Source organism: Streptomyces sp. NPDC101191 (genome assembly GCF_044767915.1).
Taxonomy (GTDB): Bacteria; Actinomycetota; Actinomycetes; order Streptomycetales; family Streptomycetaceae; genus Streptomyces.
Genome location: NZ_JBIWOU010000006.1, coordinates 149895 through 171168, shown reverse-complemented (window position 1 = coordinate 171168; position 21274 = coordinate 149895). Strand labels below are relative to the sequence as shown.

The 21274-nt window shown below is 72.8% G+C and carries 19 protein-coding genes; 10 read left to right on the top strand and 9 right to left on the bottom strand.

Going from position 1 to position 21274, the window contains the following annotated elements; translation table 11 throughout:
* The first annotated feature begins 24 nt into the window (after positions 1 to 24).
* Entirely contained in the window at positions 25 to 1074 is a 1050-nt protein-coding gene (locus ACIRQF_RS23850; RefSeq protein WP_404094852.1) for a LacI family DNA-binding transcriptional regulator, read from the top strand.
* A 75-nt stretch (positions 1075 to 1149) separates the two neighbouring features.
* On the top strand, positions 1150 to 2070 hold the full coding sequence (locus ACIRQF_RS23845) for a phosphatase PAP2 family protein (RefSeq protein WP_404094849.1): 921 nt from the start codon (positions 1150 to 1152) through the stop codon (positions 2068 to 2070).
* On the opposite strand, the gene ACIRQF_RS23840 is transcribed toward ACIRQF_RS23845, so the two are convergent.
* Positions 2054 to 3628 (bottom strand): amidohydrolase, encoded by a 1575-nt coding sequence (locus ACIRQF_RS23840; protein WP_404094846.1) that lies wholly within the window; start codon positions 3626 to 3628, stop codon positions 2054 to 2056. The two genes, ACIRQF_RS23845 and ACIRQF_RS23840, sit on opposite strands and share 17 nt — an antisense overlap.
* On the bottom strand, positions 3529 to 5079 hold the full coding sequence (locus ACIRQF_RS23835; RefSeq protein ID WP_404094844.1) for an APC family permease: 1551 nt from the start codon (positions 5077 to 5079) through the stop codon (positions 3529 to 3531). Before ACIRQF_RS23835 ends, ACIRQF_RS23840 begins: the two co-directional genes overlap by 100 nt.
* Positions 5080 to 5190: 111 nt before the next feature.
* Between ACIRQF_RS23835 and ACIRQF_RS23830 the strand changes: the two genes are divergently transcribed.
* On the top strand, positions 5191 to 5802 hold the full coding sequence (locus ACIRQF_RS23830; protein ID WP_376637587.1) for a TetR/AcrR family transcriptional regulator: 612 nt from the start codon (positions 5191 to 5193) through the stop codon (positions 5800 to 5802).
* Between the two features lie 60 nt (positions 5803 to 5862).
* A complete protein-coding gene (locus ACIRQF_RS23825; protein WP_404094840.1) occupies positions 5863 to 6066 on the top strand; it encodes a hypothetical protein in 204 nt (67 codons plus the stop codon).
* 86 nt (positions 6067 to 6152) lie between these two features.
* Here ACIRQF_RS23825 and ACIRQF_RS23820 read toward each other — a convergent pair whose 3' ends face one another.
* Positions 6153 to 9140: a bifunctional [glutamine synthetase] adenylyltransferase/[glutamine synthetase]-adenylyl-L-tyrosine phosphorylase gene (locus ACIRQF_RS23820; protein WP_404094838.1), complete on the bottom strand. Its 2988-nt coding sequence runs from the start codon at positions 9138 to 9140 to the stop codon at positions 6153 to 6155.
* A 249-nt stretch (positions 9141 to 9389) separates the two neighbouring features.
* Here ACIRQF_RS23820 and ACIRQF_RS23815 point away from each other — a divergent pair, with 249 nt between their 5' ends.
* On the top strand, positions 9390 to 9821 hold the full coding sequence (locus tag ACIRQF_RS23815; RefSeq protein ID WP_376637584.1) for a VOC family protein: 432 nt from the start codon (positions 9390 to 9392) through the stop codon (positions 9819 to 9821).
* An 83-nt stretch (positions 9822 to 9904) separates the two neighbouring features.
* Here ACIRQF_RS23815 and ACIRQF_RS23810 read toward each other — a convergent pair whose 3' ends face one another.
* Both ACIRQF_RS23810 and ACIRQF_RS23805 read right to left on the bottom strand, forming a co-directional pair.
* Positions 9905 to 10411: a GNAT family N-acetyltransferase gene (locus ACIRQF_RS23810; protein ID WP_382483714.1), complete on the bottom strand. Its 507-nt coding sequence runs from the start codon at positions 10409 to 10411 to the stop codon at positions 9905 to 9907.
* Positions 10412 to 10732: 321 nt separating this feature from the next.
* Positions 10733 to 12094 (bottom strand): glutamine synthetase family protein, encoded by a 1362-nt coding sequence (locus tag ACIRQF_RS23805; protein ID WP_356070572.1) that lies wholly within the window; start codon positions 12092 to 12094, stop codon positions 10733 to 10735.
* A gap of 248 nt (positions 12095 to 12342) precedes the next feature.
* On the opposite strand from ACIRQF_RS23805, the gene ACIRQF_RS23800 reads away from it, so the two are divergent.
* The 4 genes from ACIRQF_RS23800 (at position 12343) to ACIRQF_RS23785 (ending at position 14738) form a co-directional block, all read left to right on the top strand.
* Positions 12343 to 12807, top strand: coding sequence for a hypothetical protein (locus ACIRQF_RS23800; protein ID WP_404094834.1), 465 nt, complete (start codon positions 12343 to 12345; stop codon positions 12805 to 12807).
* A 76-nt stretch (positions 12808 to 12883) separates the two neighbouring features.
* Positions 12884 to 13561 (top strand): DUF3105 domain-containing protein, encoded by a 678-nt coding sequence (locus ACIRQF_RS23795; RefSeq protein WP_376637581.1) that lies wholly within the window; start codon positions 12884 to 12886, stop codon positions 13559 to 13561.
* Positions 13558 to 14190: a DUF305 domain-containing protein gene (locus ACIRQF_RS23790; RefSeq protein ID WP_376637580.1), complete on the top strand. Its 633-nt coding sequence runs from the start codon at positions 13558 to 13560 to the stop codon at positions 14188 to 14190. Before ACIRQF_RS23795 ends, ACIRQF_RS23790 begins: the two co-directional genes overlap by 4 nt.
* A 125-nt stretch (positions 14191 to 14315) precedes the next feature.
* Positions 14316 to 14738 (top strand): CBS domain-containing protein, encoded by a 423-nt coding sequence (locus ACIRQF_RS23785; RefSeq protein WP_404094832.1) that lies wholly within the window; start codon positions 14316 to 14318, stop codon positions 14736 to 14738.
* Positions 14739 to 14820: 82 nt separating this feature from the next.
* Here ACIRQF_RS23785 and ACIRQF_RS23780 read toward each other — a convergent pair whose 3' ends face one another.
* A complete protein-coding gene (locus ACIRQF_RS23780) occupies positions 14821 to 15657 on the bottom strand; it encodes an alpha/beta fold hydrolase (protein WP_404094829.1) in 837 nt (278 codons plus the stop codon).
* A 235-nt stretch (positions 15658 to 15892) separates the two neighbouring features.
* On the opposite strand from ACIRQF_RS23780, the gene ACIRQF_RS23775 reads away from it, so the two are divergent.
* Positions 15893 to 17653 (top strand): NAD+ synthase, encoded by a 1761-nt coding sequence (locus ACIRQF_RS23775; protein WP_404094826.1) that lies wholly within the window; start codon positions 15893 to 15895, stop codon positions 17651 to 17653.
* An 18-nt stretch (positions 17654 to 17671) separates the two neighbouring features.
* On the opposite strand, the gene ACIRQF_RS23770 is transcribed toward ACIRQF_RS23775, so the two are convergent.
* From ACIRQF_RS23770 to ACIRQF_RS23760, 3 genes are all read right to left on the bottom strand, one after another.
* Positions 17672 to 18709 (bottom strand): endonuclease/exonuclease/phosphatase family protein, encoded by a 1038-nt coding sequence (locus tag ACIRQF_RS23770; protein WP_404094824.1) that lies wholly within the window; start codon positions 18707 to 18709, stop codon positions 17672 to 17674.
* 155 nt (positions 18710 to 18864) lie between these two features.
* Positions 18865 to 19497 (bottom strand): TetR/AcrR family transcriptional regulator, encoded by a 633-nt coding sequence (locus ACIRQF_RS23765; RefSeq protein ID WP_376637575.1) that lies wholly within the window; start codon positions 19495 to 19497, stop codon positions 18865 to 18867.
* A gap of 24 nt (positions 19498 to 19521) precedes the next feature.
* The gene (locus ACIRQF_RS23760) at positions 19522 to 21147 is read right to left on the bottom strand and encodes an MFS transporter (protein WP_389757549.1); all 1626 of its coding nucleotides are present in this window, start codon (positions 21145 to 21147) and stop codon (positions 19522 to 19524) included.
* Positions 21148 to 21274: the final 127 nt, after the last annotated feature.

The following is a 21274-nucleotide window of genomic DNA, read 5'->3' as shown; positions in this document are numbered from 1 at the left end:
GCATGACCGGTACAGTCCACTCCCATGACCGCGCGGCTCTCCGACATCGCAGCCCAGGCGGGGGTCAGTGAAGCCACAGTCAGCCGCGTGCTCAACGGCAAGCCCGGTGTGGCCGCGGCCACCCGTGAATCCGTGCTCGCCGCACTCGACGTGCTCGGCTACGAGCGCCCCGTACGGCTGCGCCAGCGCAGCGCGGGCCTCGTCGGACTCATAACCCCCGAACTGGACAACCCGATCTTCCCCGCGCTCGCGCAGGTCATCGGGCAGGCCCTCACCCGTCAGGGATACACCCCGGTGCTGGCCACCCAGACCCCCGGCGGGTCCACGGAGGACGAGCTCACCGACATGCTGGTGGAGCGCGGGGTCTCCGGCATCATCTTCGTCTCCGGGCTGCACGCCGACACCACGGCCGACACCACCCGCTACGACCAGCTGCGCGGCAAGGGCGTCCCGTACGTCCTCATCAACGGCTTCTCCCCCCGGGTGCAGGCCCCCTTCGTGTCCCCCGACGACCGGGCCGCGATGGTGCTCGCCGTGACGCACCTGGCGGCGCTCGGGCACACCCGGATCGGACTGGCCGTCGGACCGAAGCGCTTCGTGCCGGTGCTGCGCAAGATCGAGGGTTTCCGCAAGGGCATGCAGGAGCGGTTCGGGCTCGCCCCCGAGGAGGCCGAGGAGCTGATCCAGCACTCCCTCTACACCCTGGAGGGCGGCCAGGCCGCCGCGTCCGCGCTCATCACCAGGGGCTGCACCGCGATCGTGTGCGCGAGCGACATGATGGCGCTCGGCGCGATCCGGGCGGCCCGGCAGCAGGGGCTCGAGGTGCCGAAGGACGTGTCGGTGGTCGGCTTCGACGACTCCCCGCTCATAGCCTTCACCGATCCGCCGCTGACCACGATCCGGCAGCCGGTGCAGGCCATGGGGCAGGCGGCGGTGCGGGCGCTCCTGGAGGAGGTCGGCGGCACGCCGGCCCCGCACAGCGAGTTCGTCTTCATGCCCGAGCTGGTGGTTCGGGGTTCCACGGCATCCGCTCCCGCGCCCTCGGTCGCGAGTCCCTCTCCTTCTCCTTCTTGAGGCTGAGAGGGTGCGCCTCATACCCGACCGAGGGATGATCGGTCGAAGGAACGGGATCTGGCAGACTCTCCTCCCATGGGTGAAACGACCGTGAAGACCTCGGAAAGTCGGACGACCCCGTCGTCACCCACCGTGGACGGCGGCAGGTTCACGCGCGCGCTGCGCGTCCGTACCCCGCGCCGGCCCCGGATCTGGTTCGAGATCCTGCTCATCGCGGTCAGCTACTGGCTGTACTCGCTCATCCGCAACGCGGTGCCCGAGCAGAAGGCCCAGGCGCTCAAAAACGCCGACTGGATCTGGCAGGTCGAGCACTCCCTCGGCCTCGCCTTCGAGCACACCGTCAACCAGGCCGTGAACTCGGTGACATGGCTGATCGTGTCGATGAACTACTACTACGCCACCCTGCACTTCGTCGTGACGATCGGTGTGCTCGTGTGGCTCTACCGTTCGCAGCCGGGCCGTTACGCGGCGTTCCGCACGGTCCTGTTCGCCACGACTGCCGTGGCCCTGGTCGGCTACTACCTGTACCCGCTGGCCCCGCCGCGCCTCATGAACGGGCAGCAGTTCGTCGACACCGTGCTCGTGCACCACACCTGGGGCTCGATGGCCTCGGGCAACCTCAAGCACATGTCGAACCAGTACGCGGCGATGCCGTCGATGCACATCGGCTGGTCGCTGTGGTGCGGCGTGACGATCTTCCTGCTCGCCAAGGCGCCCTGGGCCCGGATCCTCGGCCTTCTCTATCCGACGGCCACCCTGATCGTCATCGTGGCCACCGCGAACCACTTCTGGATGGACGCGGTCGGCGGCGTGATCTGCCTGGCCTTCGGCTTCATGGTCTCGTACTTCTGGTACGGCTCCCGCCCGCACCGGCTCCCCCGCCTCGTGGAGCCCGCCGCGTCGGTCCCGCAGGGCGTGCCGCGGGGCGGTCCGTCCCCGGCGCCGGGGACGGACCAGGAGTCCGCGGAGCAGGAGAAGGTCAGCTCCGGAAGGTGATCCGGCCGCCGCTCACGGTGAGCCGGACCGGGGCTGTCGCCGTCTCGTCGGCCGGGGCCTCGACCGGGTCGACGGCGAAGGCCGTGAGGTCCGCCCGGTAGCCGGGGGCGATCCGGCCCGCGTACCGCTCCTCCCCCGCGGCGAGCGCCGCGTGCGTGGTCATGCCCTCCAGGGCCATCGCCCCGGTGAGGCCGGCCCGTGCCGAGGCCGCGCCGCGCGGGGCCCGGGCGGTCGCGAGGACCTGGCGGGCGTCGTGGTGCGCGATGGGCCAGTCCGAGCCGAGCGCGAGCGCCGCGCCCGCGTCCCTGAGGTCCCGGCAGCGCCAGGCCCGGGCGGCCCGTTCCTCGCCGAGCCGCTTCGACCACTCGTCGGTGCGGTCGGCGCGGGTGTAGGCGGTGTGCGGGGGCTGCATCGACGCGACGACGCCGAGCGCGGCGAAGCGGGCGAGCTGGGTGTCGGGGACGGTCTCGATGTGCTCGATCCGGTGCCGGGGGCCGGCCCCGAGGGTCTCCACGGTGTCCAGGACGTGGCGGACCGCCGCGTCGCCGATGGCGTGGGTGGCGGTGCCGACGCCCGCGCGGTGCAGGTGCCGTACGGCGGCGGAGTAGGCGGCCGGGTCGGGCCAGAAGGCGTCGGTGCCCTGACCGTGGCAGTCGGCGTGCTCCAGCCAGGCGGTGCCGCCCTCGACGGTGCCGTCCATGAAGAACTTGACCCCGCCGATCCGCCAGTGGCGCCCGGCCCGCTCCTGGAGCCGTACCAGCTCGTCGAGCTCCTCCTCGGTCGCCCCGGGCATGCACCAGGGCGCGAGGCGCAGCCGCAGCGGCAGCTCGCCGTCGGCCTCGATCGCGGCGAGCAGGCCGGGGACGTCCTGTCCGCCGAGGTCCATGACATGGGCGCCGGTCAGGCCGGTGGCGGCCATGGCGGTCAGCAGCTCGACGAGCCGGTCGCGGCGCTCGGCGTACGGCTGCGCGGGCAGCACCGGGGTCATCAGGTCCATGGCGGCGTGCTCGACCAGATGCCCGGTGGGACGGCCCTCGGCGTCGCAGACGATCTCGGACCGCTGGCCGAAAACGCGCGGTCCGTCGATCCCGGCCGCCTTCAGGGCCGTCGCGCTCGCGAGGGCGGAGTGTCCGTCGTAGAGGCGGAGGTGGGCCGGGGCGCCGTCGAGGGCGTCCTCGACGAGCGCGTGGTGGATCGGGCGGCCGGCGAAGACGTTGTGGTCGAGGCCGAAGCCGACGACCCAGCCCTCGCGCCGTTCGGCGCCCCTGAGCGCGGCCCGCAGTCCGTCCAGGTCGGTGACGGCGGAGAGGTCGGTGCCGGTGGCCATCTCCAGGCCCCAGACGGGGTGGCTGTGGGCGTCGGTCAGTCCGGGGGTGAGGGTGGCACCGGCCAGGGCGACGACCTCGGTGCGGGGACCGCGCCAGGCACGGGCGTCGGTGTCGTCGCCGACGGCGGTGATCAGTCCGTCGCGGACGGCGACAGCGGTGTGGCGGGAGAGACCGGGGGTGCGGAGGCGGGCGTCGACGAGGAGGAGGTCGGGTGCTTCGGGTGCGGACACGGGGAGTCGGCTCCTTCGGTGGGCGGCTCTGCGGCGAACTGGGCGTAGACCTCGGGGCGGGTGCGGCGCAGCCGGAGCGCGAGGAGCAGCCCGAGGACGAGGACGGCGGGGACGACGGCGACGAGGACGGTGTTGACGGTGGTGGAGGCGCCGGTGAAGAGGGCGACCTTGGAGGCGACCAGCCAGAGCGCGACCGCGAGCAGGGCGGCGGCGACGACCGGGGCGACGAGGGTGCGCAGGGCCCCCTCCTGGTGCGGTACGCGGCGGAAGTAGCGCACGACGGCGAGGGCGGCGAGCAGCATGAGCGCCATCAGGCCGAGCATGCCGGGGGTGTTCACCCAGAGCAGCAGCTGGGTGTACGGATCTGCGCCGGCGGCGGCGAAGCCGAGGACGACGCCCGCGCCGAGCAGGGTCTGGACGATCCCGGCGACGTACGGGGAGCGGTGGCGGGGGTGGATCCGCCCGAGCGCGGCGGGCACCACGCCCTCCTCGGCGAGCGCGAGGCCGTAGCGGTTGATCGCGTTGTGGAAGGCCAGCAGCGAGGCGAGGATGCTGGTCACGATGAACACGTGCATCAGGTCGGCGGCCCAGGCGCCCACGTACGTGGTGATGGCGGCGAAGAACAGTCCGCCGGTGTCGCCCGCGGCGGCCTCGACCACCCGGTCGTCGCCGAAGGCCTGGATCACGGTCCACACGACGAAGGCGTAGAAGAGCCCGAGGAAGCCGACGGCGATGTACGTGGCGCGCGGGATGGTGCGGGCCGGGTCGCGGGCCTCGCGGCGGTAGATGACGGTCGACTCGAAGCCGGTGAAGGCCGAGAACGCGAAGGCGAGCACGGCGGCGGTGCCGGGGACGAGGACGTTGCCGGGGGCGAAGGACGCGAGGGAGAGTCCGTGCGCGCCGCCCTTGAGGAGCACCCCGGCGGCGAGGAGCACGAGTATCCCGGTCTCGGCGACGAGGAGGACGCCGAGGACCTTGGCGCCGAAGTCGATCGAGCGGTAGCCGCCGTACCAGATGAGCAGGAGTCCGGCGAGGGCGATCGGGAGCCAGGGCAGGTCGACGCCCCACAGGGCGTGGGCGGTGTCGGCGGTGGCGGAGCCGAGGAGTCCGTAGACGCCGATCTCCATCCCGTTGTAGCCGACCATCGCGACGAGCGCGGCGGCGATGCCGAGGGGCTTGCCCAGGCCCTGGGCGATGTACGCGTAGAAGGCGCCGCCGCTGCGGACGTGGCGGCTCATGGCGGTGAAGCCCACGGCGAAGACGGCGAGGGTGATGCCGGCGAGGAGGTAGCCGGCCGGGGCTCCGATGCCACCGAGGACGAGGGCGATGGGGGCGACCCCGGCCATCACCGTGAGCGGGGCGGCGGCGGAGACGACGAAGAAGGAGATGTCGGCGGTGGTGAGGGTGCCGGTACGGAGACCGGGTGGCTCGTCGGAGGCGCTGGACGACATGGGTAGGGAGGCCCTTCTGCGGCAGGAGCAGGAAACCTAAAGCCTTTCGGTTGGCGCAATGTAGCCTCGGGCTCAACGATTCGGGAAGACCTGAACAGGAGGAAGACCTTCATGGGCCGGCCGCGCACACCCCTCCTCGACCGGGAGCGCATCACCACCACGGCGCTCCGACTCGTCGACGAGCAGGGGGACTTCAGCGTCCCGCAGATCGCGCGGGCGCTCGGGGCGCAGACCGCTTCCGTCTACCACCATGTGGACGGCCGGGACGGCATCGTGGAGCTGCTGCGGGAACGGGTCTGCGACGCGATCGACGACGGCGCCTTCGCCCACGGGCCGTGGGACGCGGCCATGGCGGCCTGGGCCCGCTCCTACCGAGCCGCCTTCGCCGCCCACCCGCGCGCGATCCCCCTCCTGACCACGTCACCGGTGCGCGCGCCGAAGGTGCTCCTGCAGTACGAGAAGGCCGTCGTCCGCCTCCTGGACGCGGGCTTCCCGCTCCCCGACGTGATGCCGCTGATCATCGCCCTGGAGAACCTGGTCCTCGGCTCGGCACTCGACATGGCCGCACCCGAGATGATGTGGGAGCTCGCCGACGACACGGCCACTCCGCGCCTCGCCGACGCCCTCGCGGCGGTCACCGGGGGCCGCACCGACGCGGCCTTCGAACTCGCCCTCGCGGGCTATCTGGAACACTGCCGTCGCCTGCTCGCCGGCTCCGCCTGAGACCATGGGCCCGACCGCCGCAGGGACGCCCTCGGCGGGCATCCGCGAAGGGGGACCCGCATGACCCTGCTCATCCTGTCCGGCGTTCTCGTGCTCGCCGTCTTCGGCTGCGTCTGCGTGGTCTGGGCGGCCCGCGGCGGCCCGCGCTGGACACGCGGCGTCGCCAGGGCGACGCTGGCGGCGGGCGAGCTGGCCCGCAAGTCCGACCCGGGCCGGAGGAACAGGAGCGGCGACGACGCCTCCGCGACGGGCGGCGACTCCTAGGTCCTGTCGTGGAACTCCCGCCTGTCCTCCGGGCAACGACGGGAGTCGGGCGACAGGGCCGAGGAGTCGGCCCGCCGGGGGCTCCGCTACGCGCCGTAGAACAGGTCGTCCACCACCGCGCGGGCGCGGCGGGTGACGCGGCGGTAGTCGTCGACCATCTCGCCGACCCTGCCCGGGCCGTAGCCCAGATAGCGGCCCACCGCCGCCAGTTCGCGCGGTTCCGAGGGGAACGTGTCGCCGGGGCGGCCGCGGACCAGCATGACCGCGTTGCGGACGCGGGAGGCGAGGACCCAGGCCTCGTCGAGGATCTGGGCCTCGTCCGTGCCCATGAGCCCGGCCGCCCGGGCCGCGGCCAGGGCCTCCCGGGTCCGGGTGGTGCGCAGGCCCGGCTCGGCGGAGCCGTGCCGCATCTGCAGCAGCTGGACGGTCCACTCGACGTCGCTGAGGCCGCCGCGGCCGAGCTTGGCGTGCAGCGTGGGGTCGGCGCCGCGCGGCAGCCGTTCGGTCTCCATGCGGGCCTTGAGGCGGCGGATCTCGCGCACCGCGTCCTCGTCGAGCCCCTCCGCCGGGTAGCGCAGCGGGTCGATCAGTTCGAGGAAGCGCTCCCCCAGCTCCTTGTCGCCGGCCATCGGTTCGGCGCGCAGCAGGGCCTGGCTCTCCCAGACGAGCGACCAGCGGCGGTAGTAGGCGTCGTACGACTTGATGGTGCGCACCAGCGGGCCGTTCTTGCCCTCCGGGCGCAGATCGGCGTCGATGAGCAGCGGCGGGTCGGCGGTGGGGAGCTGGAGCAGCCGGCGCATCTCGGTGACGACCCGCCCGGCGGCCCGGGCGGCCTCCTGCTCGTCGACGCCCTCGCGCGGCTCGTGCACGAACAGCACGTCGGCGTCGGAGCCGTAGCCCAGTTCGTGTCCGCCGAAGCGGCCCATGCCGATCACCGCGAAGCGGGTGGGCAGTTCCTCGCCCCACTCGGCCCGCACGACCGCCCGCAGTGCGCCCGCGAGGGTGGCCGCGTTGAGGTCGGTGACCGCCTTCCCGACCCGGTCCACCAGCTCGCCGGGGTCGGACTCGCGGGGGTTGTCCTCGGTGCCGTACGAGCCGATGAGATCGGCCGCGGCGGTACGGAACAGCTCACGGCGGCGCACCCCGCGGGCCGCGGCCACCGCCTGCTCGGCGCCCCCGGCCCGGCCGACCGCGGCGAGGACCTCCTGCTCCAGGTGCTCGCGCCCGCGCGGGCGCAGGCCTTCGGGGTCGCCGAGGATCGCGACCGCCTCGGGTGCCCGGAGCAGCAGGTCGGGGGCGAGCCGGCCGGCGGACAGCACCCGGGCGAGGTTCTCGGCCGCGGCACCCTCGTCGCGCAGCAGCCGCAGGTACCAGGGGGTCTTGCCGAGCGCGTCGGAGACCTTGCGGAAGCCGAGGAGGCCCGCGTCCGGGTCGGCGGAGTCGGCGAACCAGCCGAGCAGCACGGGCAGCAACGTCCGCTGGATCGCGGCCTTGCGGGTGACGCCGGAGGACAGCGCCTCCAGGTGGCGCAGGGCGGCCGTGGGATCGGCGTACCCGAGGGCCTCCAGCCGCTGCCCGGCTGCCTTCGGGCTGAGCCGGATCTCGCCGGGGGCGAGCTGGGCGACGGCGTCGAGGAGCGGACGGTAGAACAGCTTCTCGTGCAGCCGGCGCACCACGGCCGCGTGCCGCCGCCACTCGCGGTTGAGCTCGGCGACCGGATCGGTACGCAGGCCGAGGGAGCGGCCGAGGCGGCGCAGGTCCTCCTCGCCCTCGGGCACGAGGTGGGTGCGGCGCAGCCGGTGCAGCTGGATGCGGTGCTCCATGGCGCGCAGGAAGCGGTAGGCCTCGTCGAGCTGGGCGGCGTCGGCGCGGCCGACGTAGCCGCCGGCGGCGAGGGAGGCGAGCGCGTCGAGGGTGGTGCCGCTGTGCAGCGTGCCGTCGCTGCGGCCGTGCACCAACTGCAGCAGCTGGACGGCGAACTCGACGTCCCGCAGGCCGCCGGGGCCGAGCTTCAGCTCGCGGTCGACCTGGCCGGCCGGGATGTTGTCGACGACCCGGCGGCGCATCTTCTGCACGTCGGCCACGAAGTTCTCGCGCTCGGCCGCCTGCCAGACCAGCGGTGAGACGGCCTCGATGTACGCGGCGCCGAGCTCCTGGTCGCCGGCGACGGCCCGGGCCTTCAACAGGGCCTGGAACTCCCAGGTCTTGGCCCAGCGCTGGTAGTAGGCGAGGTGGGAGGAGAGGGTGCGGACGAGCGGGCCGTTGCGGCCCTCCGGGCGCAGGTTGGCGTCGACGGGCCAGATGGTGCCCTCGACGGTGGTCTCGGAGCAGATCCGCATGAGGTGGGAGGCGAGCCGGGTCGCGGCCTGCAGCGCCTTGGCCTCGTCCACGCCGTCGGCCGCCTCGCCCACGAAGATGACGTCCACGTCCGAGACGTAGTTGAGTTCGTGGCCGCCGCACTTGCCCATGGCGATGACGGAGAGCCGGCACTGGACGGCGTCCTCGGGCGCGGCGGCCCGGGCGAGCGCCAGCGCGGCGCGCAGCGTGGCGGTGGCGAGGTCGGCGAGCTCGGCGGCGGTCTGGGCCACGTCGATGGTGCCGCACACGTCGCGGGCCGCGATGGCGAGCAGGCAGCGGCGGTAGGCGACGCGCAGCGAGACCGGGTCGTCGGCCTCGCCGAGCCCGCGCTCGAACTCGGCGACGCCCGGGTGCAGATCGGCCGCCTCGTACGTGACGAGGGTCTGCCAGTCCCGGGGGTGCCGGGCCAGGTGGTCGGCGAGCGCCTCGGACGCGCCGAGGACGCCGAGCAGCCGGTCGCGGAACGGCTTGGCGGACAGCAGGGTGGTGGTGAGGGTCGGCCGGTCGGCCACGGGCTGGGCCTCGACGAGCCGCACCAGGCCGCGCAGGGCGAGGTCGGGGTCGGCGGTGGCGCCGAGGGCGTCCAGGAGCACGGAGTCGCCGCGCAGCGCGGCGAGCTCGTCCAGGTCGAGCAGCCGCTCGGCGGCGGACGGATCGGTGAACCCGTGCCGCAGCAGCCGGGTGAACGTGCTGCTCCTGCGCCCCGGCACCGTCATGCCGCCGCTCCTCCACCGGTCGATACCGCTCGGTCCAGTCCCCGGTCGAGCCTATCCGGCGAAGCCCTCCGGGTGCGCGGCGGCGGGCTGGCGGACGAAGGTGGTACGGACCACGATGAACTGCCGACAGCACCCTGCGAGGAGCCGGGACCGAGCATCCGGGACCGAGCGCCCGGGACCGAGCATCCGGGACCGAGCGCCCGGGACCGAGCGCCCGGGACCGCCGGCCGAGACCGAGGAGAGGCGACCGTGAACTGGACGCTGGAAGTGATCGTCGTGCCCGTCACCGACGTGGACCGTGCGAAGGAGTTCTATGCCGGGAAGTGCGGCTTCACGGTGGACCTGGACCAGGAGGTCGCGCCCGGCGTACGGATCGTCCAGATCACCCCGCCGGGCTCGCGCTGCTCGATCTCTCTGGTGCAGGGCATGCCGCCGTTCCCGGGCACCGGGGCCACCGCCCCCGGCGCCCTGCACGGACTCCAGCTCTGCGTCACCGACATCGACGCGGCACGCGAACGGCTGGTCACGGCGGGCGTGCACGTGACGCCGGTGATGCACGTGGGCGCGACGGGCTGGGAGGCCGGCCGGGGCGACACGTGGAACTCCTTCATGTCGTTCCAGGACCCGGACGGCAACGGGTGGCTGGTGCAGGAGGCGCCGTCGGAACTGTCGGAGCGCTGAGGCCCTTCGCGCGCCGGCGTGCGTACGGCCCGGGTACGCGCGACGGGGCGCGCGTTCCTACGGCCCGGGGCCGCGCGACGGGGCTACGGCGCGTCCGTGAGGACGACACGGTAGTTCCGGACCCGCTCGTCCTCGCCCTCGTAGGTCATGCCGGCCGCCTCCATGACGCGCTGGGAGGGGATGTTGGCGAGGTCGGCGTCGCCGCGGACGGCCGTGGCGCCGGCCTCGCGGGCGCGGGCGATCAGGGCGCGCAGGGACTCACGGGCATAGCCGTGCCCGCGGGCTCCGGGGACGAGGCCGTATCCGACGGTCACGACGCCGTCGGCGTCCGGCGGGCCGTGGAAGCCGATGCCGCCGACCGTGGTGCCGTCCTCCAGGCGTATCGCGTACGGCCGGTAGACGCCCGGGTCACCGCGCTCCGCGACGCCGGCGAGGAAGCCGCGCGCGCTGGCGGCGTCGCCGGCACCCGGGTAGTCCTCGGCCCAGCGGTCGCCGGGGGCGGGGCGGGCGTCGACGATGCGCCGGGCCTCGTCGACGGAGAGCGGATGCAGCCGGAGCCGCGCGGTCTGGATCGTGCGCAGGTCGTTCACGGACCGCAGTCTCGGACGTCCCCCGCCCGCCCGCAACGCATTTGATGTCGGGGCCTCGAGGTCGGTTGCCCGAGCCCGCCGGCGCGCGGGCCCCGGCGTTCCCGGAGCACCTCAGCAGGTGAACGGACCGCCCCGGGGAGAGGGCCCGGCGACGGCCCCGGGCCAGGGAGGACGGCCCGAAGCCAGGAGGACGGCCCACGGCCAGGAGGACGGCCCGAAGCCAGGAGCACGGCCCGAAGCCGGGGAGACGCCTGGGGGCCGACGGTGCGCGACCGTCGGCCCCCAGGGGCGTTTCCGGGCTCAGCCCGCTCCTGCCCGTACTTACAGCACCGGCAGGTTCTTGCGGAGTTCGAAGGCGGTGACCTCGGAGCGGTACTCCTCCCACTCCTGCTTCTTGTTGCGCAGGAAGAAGTCGAAGACGTGCTCGCCCAGGGTCTCCGCGACCAGTTCGCTGCGCTCCATCAGGGTGATGGCCTCGCCGAGGTTCTGCGGCAGGGGCTCGATGCCCATCGCGCGGCGCTCGGCGTCGCTGAGGGCCCAGACGTCGTCGTCGGCGCCGGCCGGGAGCTCGTAGCCCTCCTCGATGCCCTTCAGGCCGGCGGCGAGCAGGACCGCGTACGTCAGGTAGGGGTTGGCGCCCGAGTCGATGGAGCGGACCTCGACGCGCGAGGAGCCCATCTTGCCCGGCTTGTACATGGGGACGCGGATCAGCGCGGAGCGGTTGTTGTGGCCCCAGCAGATGTACGCGGGGGCCTCGCCGCCGGAGCCGGCGGTGCGGCCGGAGCCGCCCCAGATGCGCTTGTAGGAGTTGACCCACTGGTTGGTGACGGCGGAGATCTCGCCCGCGTGCTTCAGCAGGCCGGCGATGAAGGAACGTCCCACCTTGGAGAGCTGGTACTCGGCACCCGACTCGTAGAAGGCGTTGCGGTCGCCCTCGAAGAGGGACAGGTGGGTGTGCATGCCCGAGCCGGGGTAGTCCGAGAAGGGCTTGGGCATGAAGGTGGCCTGCACGCCCTGCTCCAGCGCCACCTGCTTCATGACCAGCCGGAAGGTCATGATGTTGTCGGCGGTGGACAGCGCGTCCGCGTAGCGGAGGTCGATCTCCTGCTGGCCGGGTGCGCCTTCGTGGTGGGAGAACTCCACCGAGATGCCCATCGACTCCAGCATGGTGATGGCCTGGCGGCGGAAGTCCATGCCCACGTTCTGCGGGGTGTGGTCGAAGTAGCCCGAGTTGTCTGCCGGGGTGGGACGGGAGCCGTCCAGCGGCTTGTCCTTCAGGAGGAAGAACTCGATCTCGGGGTGGGTGTAGAAGGTGAAGCCCAGGTCCGAGGTCTTGGCGAGCGCGCGCTTCAGGACGTAACGCGGGTCCGCGAAGGACGGCGAGCCGTCCGGCATGAGGATGTCGCAGAACATCCGGGCCGTGCCGGGGGCCTCCGCGCGCCAGGGCAGGATCTGGAAGGTGCCCGGGTCGGGCTTGGCGATCATGTCGGACTCGTAGACCCGCGCGAAGCCCTCGATCGCGGAGCCGTCGAAGCCGATGCCCTCGTCGAAGGCCTGCTCGAGCTCGGCGGGTGCCACGGCCACCGACTTCAGGAAGCCGAGCACGTCGGTGAACCACAGACGCACGAAGCGGATGTCGCGCTCCTCGAGCGTACGGAGCACAAATTCCTGCTGCTTGTCCATTTCCACACCCATCCTTGCTGGTCAGGCCGCCTGCTCCCACCGCCTCGGGTACTTCGGGGGGCACCTGAGCATCCCACCACATGGTTTCGCGCACGTTGCACACCCATACTGCCTGCTCCGTTGTGACTCAGGTAACGGGGGAGCGGCCGAAAAGCGGCGCTCGCACGACGGCCTGCCGGTACCGGCTCCCCGCCGATGGGTACCCCGTCCCGCCCACGGCGCCCCTTCTGGCACTACGATCTGCGCCCATGGGAGCCTCCCGGCTCGACGGCCCGCCGCGACACGCGCGTCCCCTGGCACTGGCGAGTGCCGTGGCGACGCTCCTCGGCGCGCTGTTCCTCTGTCTGGGGGTCGGCCACCCGGAGACCGGGCATTCCGCCGACCGGGCCCGGCACGCGACGGCGGACGACCACGTCGACGCCGCCGGGCGGACCGGCCGGGCAGACGCCGGGCGGACCGGTCCGGTCACCGGTCGCACCGGTCCGGTAGCCGTCGCCGCCGACCAGTACGTCTGCCCGTACGAGCGCGGTGGCTGCTCGCTCTTCCCCTCGCTCTCCCCCGCGGTGCTCAGCGCACCGCCGCTCGATCCCCCGCTGCACGCGGCGGGCGGCACCCCCCGGTTCACCACCCCGCCCCTCTCCGGCGGGGCGCCCCGCTCCGGCGCACGGCCGCGCGCGCCGGACCTCCACGTCCTTCAAGTCCTGCGGACGTGAGCGGCCGGGCTCTTCGTCACGTTCGTTCCGTTCGCATTCCCACTCGTTTCCAGACTTCACGAAGGACGACACCACCATGGCCGCGAACCGCTCCGCCACCGCCGACCGCCGCGCCCGAATAGAGGAGATGCGCCGCGCCGAGCAGGCCCGCGAGCGCCGCAACCGCTTCCTCACGATCGGCCTGTCCGGCGCCGTCGTGCTCGCCCTCGTCGGCTTCGGCGGCTGGGTCATCACCAAGGAGAACGACAAGAAGGAGGAGCAGCAGGCCGCCGCCAAGGCCCCCATCAAGGACGAGAAGTCCTGGGACGCCAAGAAGCTGACCCGCAATCACGTCACCACGCCGGTCAAGTACGACATGAAGCCGCCGGTCGGCGGCGACCACAACCCGGTCTGGCAGAACTGCAACGGCGACGTCTACGACAAGCCGGTCAACGACGTCAACGCCGTGCACTCGCTGGAGCACGGAGCCGTGTGGGTGACGTACAGCAAGAAGGCCGCCTCCGGTGACGTCGACACGCTGAAGGCCAAGGTCAAGAAGACCCCGTACTCGCTGATGAGCCCGTACGAGGACCAGGCCGCCCCGATCGTGCTGAGCGCCTGGGGCAAGCAGGTCGCCGTGGACAAGGCGGACGACCCGCGGGTCGACGCCTTCTTCACCAAGTACGTCACCGGCCCGCAGACCCCGGAGCCGGGCGCCGCCTGCACCGGCGGTGTCGGCGCCGAGGGCCAGGGCGGCGCCGGGATGGGCCAGTGAGGCTGAACCGGACGCAGTGGGCGTCCGTCATCGCCGTGGTCCTCGCCCTGCTCTTCGCCGGGGGCGCGGTCACCGTCGCCTCCGCGGACCGCGACGACGCCCCGACGACGCCCACCGCGGAGTCCGCGGACGCCGGTTTCGCCCGTGACATGGCGGTCCACCACCAGCAGGCCGTCGAGATGTCGTTCATCGTCCGTGACCGGACGAAGGACGAGGACGTGCGCCGTCTCGCGTACGACATCGCCAACACCCAGGCCAACCAGCGCGGCATGATGCTGGGCTGGCTGGACATGTGGGGGCTGCCCAAGGTGCAGTCCGGCGTGGCGCCCATGACCTGGATGGGCATGGGCGTGTACGCCGACGAGGAGGCCGGTGCGGACGGCGCGCTCATGCCGGGCATGGCGACCCGCGCCCAGCTCGACCAGCTGCGCACCGCTTCCGGCCGCGCGGCCGAGGTGCTCTACCTGAAGCTGATGACCGCGCACCACAAGGGCGGCATCCACATGGCCCAGGGTTGCGTCGAGAAGTGCGTGCCCGGGGTGGAGCGCGACCTCGCGCAGGGCATGGTCGACGCCCAGGAGTCCGAGATCAAGCTGATGGCGGACATGCTCAGGGCACGCGGCGCGTAGGCGGCCGTACCGGCGCCGACCCGACGGCCCCCGTGACCCCTGCGGTCGCGGGGGCCTCGTCGCGCGCCGACAATTGAGGGTGCTCGGGGAGGTAGGCACGACGTTCGACGAAAGGCACCCACCCCATGAAGACGGCGAAGGACATCATGCACCCGGGGGCCCAGTGGATCCCGGCACACGAGACGCTCGACCGCGCCGCCCAGCTGATGCGGAACCTCAACGTGGGCGCGCTGCCCATCGCCGACGAGAACGAACGACTGTGCGGCATCCTCACGGACCGCGACATCGTGATCGGCTGTGTGGCCATGGGCCGCGACCCCTCCAAGGTCACGTGCGGTGAGATGGCCAAGGGCACCCCGCGCTGGATCGAGTCCGACGCCGACGTGGGCGCGGTCCTGGAGGAGATGCAGAGCCACCAGATCCGCCGGCTGCCGGTGATCGACGAGGACAAGCGCCTGGTCGGCATGATCAGCGAGGCCGACCTGGCCAGGAACATCACCGACGAGCAGCTCAAGGCGTTCTGCGAGAGCGTCTACGCGACTTCCTGATCTCCCTGAACACCTCCTGGCCGCTCCCCGCGGCCTCCCGACCCCTCCCCGGGCGGCGGTCCCGACCGCCGCTCGGAGGACGTCAGGACGGCACGCGCAGCACCGCCCGGGCGATCGCGTCCGGCCGGTCCAGCATGACCAGATGGCCCGACGGCTCGGCCGCCTCGTAGCGGGCGCCGAGCCGGCGGGCCAGCGCGCGTTGGCGCCGTTCCCAGCGGGCGGAGCCGTCGGGTGCGGCGAGCACGGTGACCGGCAGGCCCGGCGGCAGGGGCGCCCGCTCGCGCAGGGCCGGCAGCTCGGCCGCTACGGCCCCGTAGCGGGCGTTCTCGTCGAGGGTGCCGCGCCAGACCCGGGACGTGCGGTAGACGCGGCGGACCGGCGCGGGCGGCGACGGATCGGGCCGCCGTCGGGCCGAACCGCGGACGGCCAGGGCGCGGACCGCCGGGCCCAGCGTGGCCGGGACCCCGGCGGCGCACAGGGCCGCGCCCAGCACGCGGGCGAGCGCCGGGGCGGTACGGGAGGCGCGGGGACGCTCCTCGACGGAGGAGTCGACGAGGACGAGGCCCGCGGTTCGGGTGGGGTGCAGCCGCGCGAAGGCCTCGGCGTGGAAGCCGGCGATCGAGTGCCCGACGATCGTGGCGGGGGCGCGGTCGTCCGCGCCGAGCGCGTCGAGGACGGCGTCGAGGACGGCGGCGATCCGGTCGGCCTCGCCGGTGAGGGTCGGGGGCGCGGCGGCGGGCTGCGAGAGGCCGTGCCCGGGGCGGTCGAAGCGGACGACCGTGCGGTGCGGGGTGAGCAGCGGGACCACCGGGTCCCAGTCGAACCAGCTCATGCCGAGCCCGGCGGCGAGGACGCAGACCGGGCCCGAGCCGTCGACGACGACGTGGTGGGCGACTCCGGCGTGTCGCACGAAGGTCATCGGCGCTCCCCCCGGCCGGTTCTCGGGCTGCTCCGGCCCTGGCCGACGCTCGGCCGCGCCGTCACCCCGTGGGTGCGCACGCGTGAGGCGGCGCTCGGCGGCGGGCGCCCGCCCGGTATTCCTGAACACAGTGGGTCGAACGTCAGGCGGACTCCGTGGGTTCCCTCGCGTCCGATGCGCACGAGGAGGAGCGAGCGCAGGACATAGCGTCGAATTGACGATTAGACTGGGGGGCGTGCCTCAACTTCGCCTCGCTCTGAATCAGATCGACTCCACCGTCGGCGATCTCGCCGGGAACGCCGAGGCCGTCGTCCACTGGACCCGGCACGCCGCCGAGCAGGGCGCGCACCTCGTCGCGTTCCCCGAGATGGCGCTGACCGGCTACCCCGTCGAGGACCTGGCGCTGCGCTCCTCGTTCGTCGAGGCCTCCCGGGACGCCCTGCGGGCGCTCGCGCGGCGGCTCGCCGACGAGGGCCTCGGTGAACTCCCGGTGGTCGTGGGCTACCTCGACCGCTCCGAGCGGGCCGAGCCCCGGCTCGGCCGGCCCGCCGGCTCCCCGGAGAACGCGGCCGCGGTCCTCCACCGGGGCGGGGTGGTGCTGCGGTTCGCCAAGCACCACCTGCCCAACTACGGCGTCTTCGACGAGTACCGCTACTTCGTCCAGGGCGACACGCTGCCCGTCGTCCGGGTCCACGGCATCGACGTGGCCCTCGCGATCTGCGAGGACCTCTGGCAGGACGGCGGGCGCGTCCCGGCGACCCGCAGCGCCCGGGCCGGGCTGCTCCTGTCGGTCAACGCCTCCCCGTACGAGCGGAACAAGGACGACACCCGGCTCGAACTGGTCCGCAAGCGGGCCCAGGAGGCCGGCTGCACGACCGCGTACGTGGCCATGATGGGCGGTCAGGACGAACTGGTCTTCGACGGGGACTCGATCGTCGTCGACGCGGGCGGCGAGGTCCTCGCCCGCGCCCCGCAGTTCACCGAGGGCTGCGTGGTCCTCGATCTGGAGCTGCCGGCGGCGCTCCCGGACGCGCCCGTCGGGGTCGTCGACGACGGGCTGCGGATCGACCGGGTGGTGCTCTCCGAGGAGCCGCTGCCGGCCTACGAGCCGGAGGTGACGGGCGGTTACGCGGACCGGCTCGACGACGAGGAGGAGGTGTACTCGGCGCTGGTGGTCGGCCTGCGGGCGTACGTGAACAAGAACGGCTTCCGTTCCGTCCTCATCGGCCTGTCCGGCGGCATCGACTCGGCCCTCGTCGCCGCCCTCGCCTGCGACGCCCTCGGCCCCGCGAACGTGCACGGCGTGTCGATGCCGTCCAAGTACTCCTCGGACCACTCGCGCGGCGACGCCGCCGAACTCGCGCGGCGCACCGGCCTGAACTTCCGCACGGTGTCGATCGAGCCCATGTTCGACGCCTACATGGGCTCGCTCCCCCTCACCGGGCTCGCCGAGGAGAACCTCCAGGCGCGGCTGCGCGGCACGCTGCTCATGGCGCTCTCCAACCAGGAGGGCCACCTCGTGCTCGCCCCGGGCAACAAGTCCGAGCTGGCGGTGGGCTATTCGACCCTGTACGGGGACGCGGTGGGCGCCTTCGGCCCGATCAAGGACGTCTACAAGACCTGGGTGTTCCGGCTGGCCCGCTGGCGCAACCGGGCCGCGGAGGAGCGCGGCCAGACCCCGCCGATCCCGGAGAACTCCCTCTCCAAGCCCCCGAGCGCCGAGCTGCGCCCGGGTCAGGTCGACACGGACTCCCTTCCGGACTACGACGTCCTGGACCGGATCCTGGAGCTCTACGTCGACCGCGACCGGGGCCGGGACGAACTGGTGGCCGCCGGGTTCGACGACACGCTGGTGACCCGCACCCTGCGGATGGTCGACCTGGCGGAGTACAAGCGCCGTCAGTACCCGCCGGGCACGAAGATCTCCGCGAAGGGCTTCGGCAAGGACCGCCGGCTGCCGATCACGAACCGCTGGCGGGAGGCGACGCGGGACTGACGCCGGGACGCTCCGGCGTCACAGTGTGACCCGGGCGGCCACCGGCAGGTGGTCGCTCCGGGTCTCCGGGAGGGTCCAGGAGGAGACCGGCTCGACACCCCGGACCAGGATCTGGTCGATGCGGGCCATCGGGAAGGACGCCGGCCAGCTGAAGCCGAAGCCGTCGCCGGCCGCGCCCTGGGTGGACCGGAGCTGGGACGTGACGCCGTTGAGGGCGCGGTCGTTCATGGTGCCGTTGAGGTCGCCGAGGAGGACGATCCGCCGGTGCGGGTCGTGGGAGATGGCCTCGCCGAGGGCGTTGGCGCTGTCGTCGCGCTGGTTGGCGGTGAAGCCGGCGTTCAGCTTGACCCGTACGGACGGGAGGTGGGCGACGTACACGGCCACCTCGCCCTTCGGGGCGGCGACGGTGGCCCGCATGGCGCGGGTCCAGCCCATCCGGATGTCGACCGGCCGCGGGTCGCGCAGCGGGTACCGGCTCCACAGACCGACCGTGCCCTGCACCGAGTGGTGCTGGTAGGTGCCGGCGAGGATCCGCTCGTAGACCGGGACCATGTCGCCCTTGAGCTCCTCCAGGGCCACCACGTCGGCGCCGGAGGCGGCGATCTGACGGGCCGTGCCCTCGGGGTCGGGGTTGTCGGCGTTCACGTTGTGGCTGACGACCGTGAGGTCGCCGCCGGGCTCGGACTTGTCGACGACGAGGCCGCCGAAGAGGTTGAGCCAGACCACGACCGGCAGGATCAGCGCGATCAGCGCGGTCGCGGAGCGGCGCAGCAGGCCGAGGACGAGCAGCACCGGCACGAAGAGGCCGAGCCAGGGAAGGAAGGTCTCGGTGAGGCTGCCCAGGTTGCCGATCCGGTTGGGGACGTCGGAGTGAAGTCCCATCAGGAGGGCCAGCAGGACGGCGCACAGGGCGACGACGATGCCCCGGCGCCAGATGCCCCGGTCGCCGCGGAGCCCGGCGAACCGGGCTCGCAGGCGGGAGGCGGGCCGGAGGCTGGAGCCCTCGTCGTCCGGCGTTCCGCCGTGCTCGGTCTCCGTCATGTCCACCCGCGCCATCGCTGCCGTCCTCACTGCCTTGCTGTGCGACCCGGTCTCGACACTAGGCGATCGCGGGTCGGTCGTACTCTTCGAGGGACGACACCCGCGCGTGGCGGGTTCCTGCAGGTGGCGTGGGGCGTCCGGCTGTGACAGAACGCGCACATTCGTACGAGTCAGACACGAGGTCGCAGACCGTCCATGATCGTGTCGACGATCTCCTCGGGCAGGCCCGGCTCCAGGGTGGCACCGGGGCGGATGATCGAGCGCAGCAGCAGCGGGCCGACGAACAGGTCGTTGACCAGCTCGACGTCCAGGTCGGTGCGGACCTCCCCGCGCTCGACGCCGCGCCGGATGGCGTCCAGGCCCATGCGGCGGCGCGGCTCGATGACCGTGTGGTGGTAGGCGTCCCACAGCTTGGGATACAGCTGCATCTGCGAGAACACGCTGTGCAGCAGCGCGGAGGTCCGCTTGGCGAGCCCCCGCTGCCGCATCGTCTCCAGGAGCGCCACGAAGTCGTCCCGCAGCGAGGTGCCGGGCAGCACCGGGTCCGGAGGCTCGACCGACCGCAGGAGGTCGACGAACAGCTCCTCCTTGCCGGGCCAGCGGCGGTAGATCGTGGCCTTGCCGACGCCGGCGGTGCGGGCGATCTTCTCGATGGACAGGTCGGCGAGCGCCAGCCCGCTCTCCAGCAGGCCGATCGCCGCGTCGAAGATCGCCTGGTCCGCCGCCTCGCTCCGTGGCCGCCCGCGCCGCCCGCCGCCGGGGCAGTCGGCGACCGGGGCGGATCCACCCGTGTGCTGCGACACGCTCGTTGCGCCTCTCCTTCTTGGCTAGTTCGGAACCGATTCTCCCGCTTCGGCGCGCGTGCCCGGGACGGGCGCACCGGCGCCCGGTGCGGCCGGGGCGCGGCCGGGCAGGAAGACGGCGACGACGATCGCGCCGAGGACGGCGACGACGGCCGAGCCGATGGCGGTGACGTGCATGGCGTCGATGAAGGCGTCGTACGCCGGGGCGACCAGGCCACGGCCGGCCGGGCCGAGCTTCTCGGCGACGGCGAGGGTCGCCTCGATGGACTCGCCGGCCGTGTCGCGCAGGCCCGCCGGGAGCGCGCCGAGGTGGCCCTCGATCTCGCCGCGGTAGGTGCTGGACAGGACCGAGCCGAGCACGGCCACCCCGAGCGCGCCGCCGACCTGGCGGAACGTGTTGTTGACGGCCGAGCCGGAGCCGGCCTTCTCACGGGGCAGCGCCTGCATGATGGAGACGGTGACCGGCGGCATGATGTGCGCCATGCCCGCGCCCTGGAGGAAGAAGACGACCTCGAGGATCCAGACCGGGGTGTCGGCGTCGAACAGGGCGAAGGAGGCGAGGCCCACCGCGACGGCCAGCATGCCCGTGGTGCACACGGCCTTCGCGCCGAAGCGTTCGACGACGAGCCGGGCGCGCGGCGCGAAGACCATCTGGGCGACGGCGAGCGGCAGGATCAGCAGGCCGGACTCCAGCGCGCTGTAGCCACGGACGCTCTGCAGGTAGAAGGCGGAGAAGAAGGTCACGCCCATGAGGGCGAAGAAGACCAGCGCGATGGCGCCGACGGCCGCGGAGAACGCGGGCTTGCGGAAGTAGGAGACGTCGAGCGCCGGGTGGTCGCTGCGCTTCTCGTACAGCACGAAGGCGACGAGGACCACGATGCCGCCGAGAGACGGGAGCAGCACCTCCGGGTCGGTGAAGCTCGCCAGCTCGCCGCCGCGGATGATGCCGTACACGAGCAGCACCAGGCCGAGCACGGAGAGCAGCACGCCGGGCAGGTCGATCCGGCCGGGCCGGGGGTCCCTGGAGTCGGGGACCAGCCACGCCATGAGCGCGAAGGCGAGCAGCACGACGGGCACGTTGACCAGGAAGATCGAGCCCCACCAGAAGTGCTCCAGGAGGATGCCGCCGGTGATCGGACCGACGGCGATGGCGAGGCCGACGCTGCCGGCCCAGATGCCGATGGCCTTGGGCTGCTCCTCGCGCTCGAAGACGTTCATGAGGACGGCGAGGGTCGCGGGCATCACGAAGGCGGCGCCGAGGCCCATCACGGCCCGGTAGGCGATGAGCTCGCCCGGGGTGGTGGAGAAGGCGGCGAGCGCGGAGCCGATGCCGAAGACGGTGATGCCGAAGAGCAGCACCTTCTTGCGGCCGAGCCGGTCGCCGAGCAGGCCGGAGGTGAACAGGAGGCCGGCGAAGACGAGCGTGTAGGAGTTGATGGCCCACTCCAGCTCGCTCTGGGTGGCGGCGATGCCGGTGGGGGCGGGGCTGGCGATCGTCTTGACCGCCACGTTGAGGATCGAGTTGTCGAGGACGACGATCAGCAGGCTGAGCATGAGCACGCCGAGGATCGCCCAGCGGCGGCGGTGCACGGCCTCGGGCACGCGACGGGTGCCGGGGGCGGCAGCGGAGACAGAGGACGGCTGAGACATGTGCCTCACCCTAGACCCATTTCGATACGAGACCGTCTCGTATTGAAAAAACAGAGGGACTCTTTACGTTCCCGCGATGTGAACAGCGCCACGCGACCCCACTCCGCCGGGCGACTTCCCCCTCCGC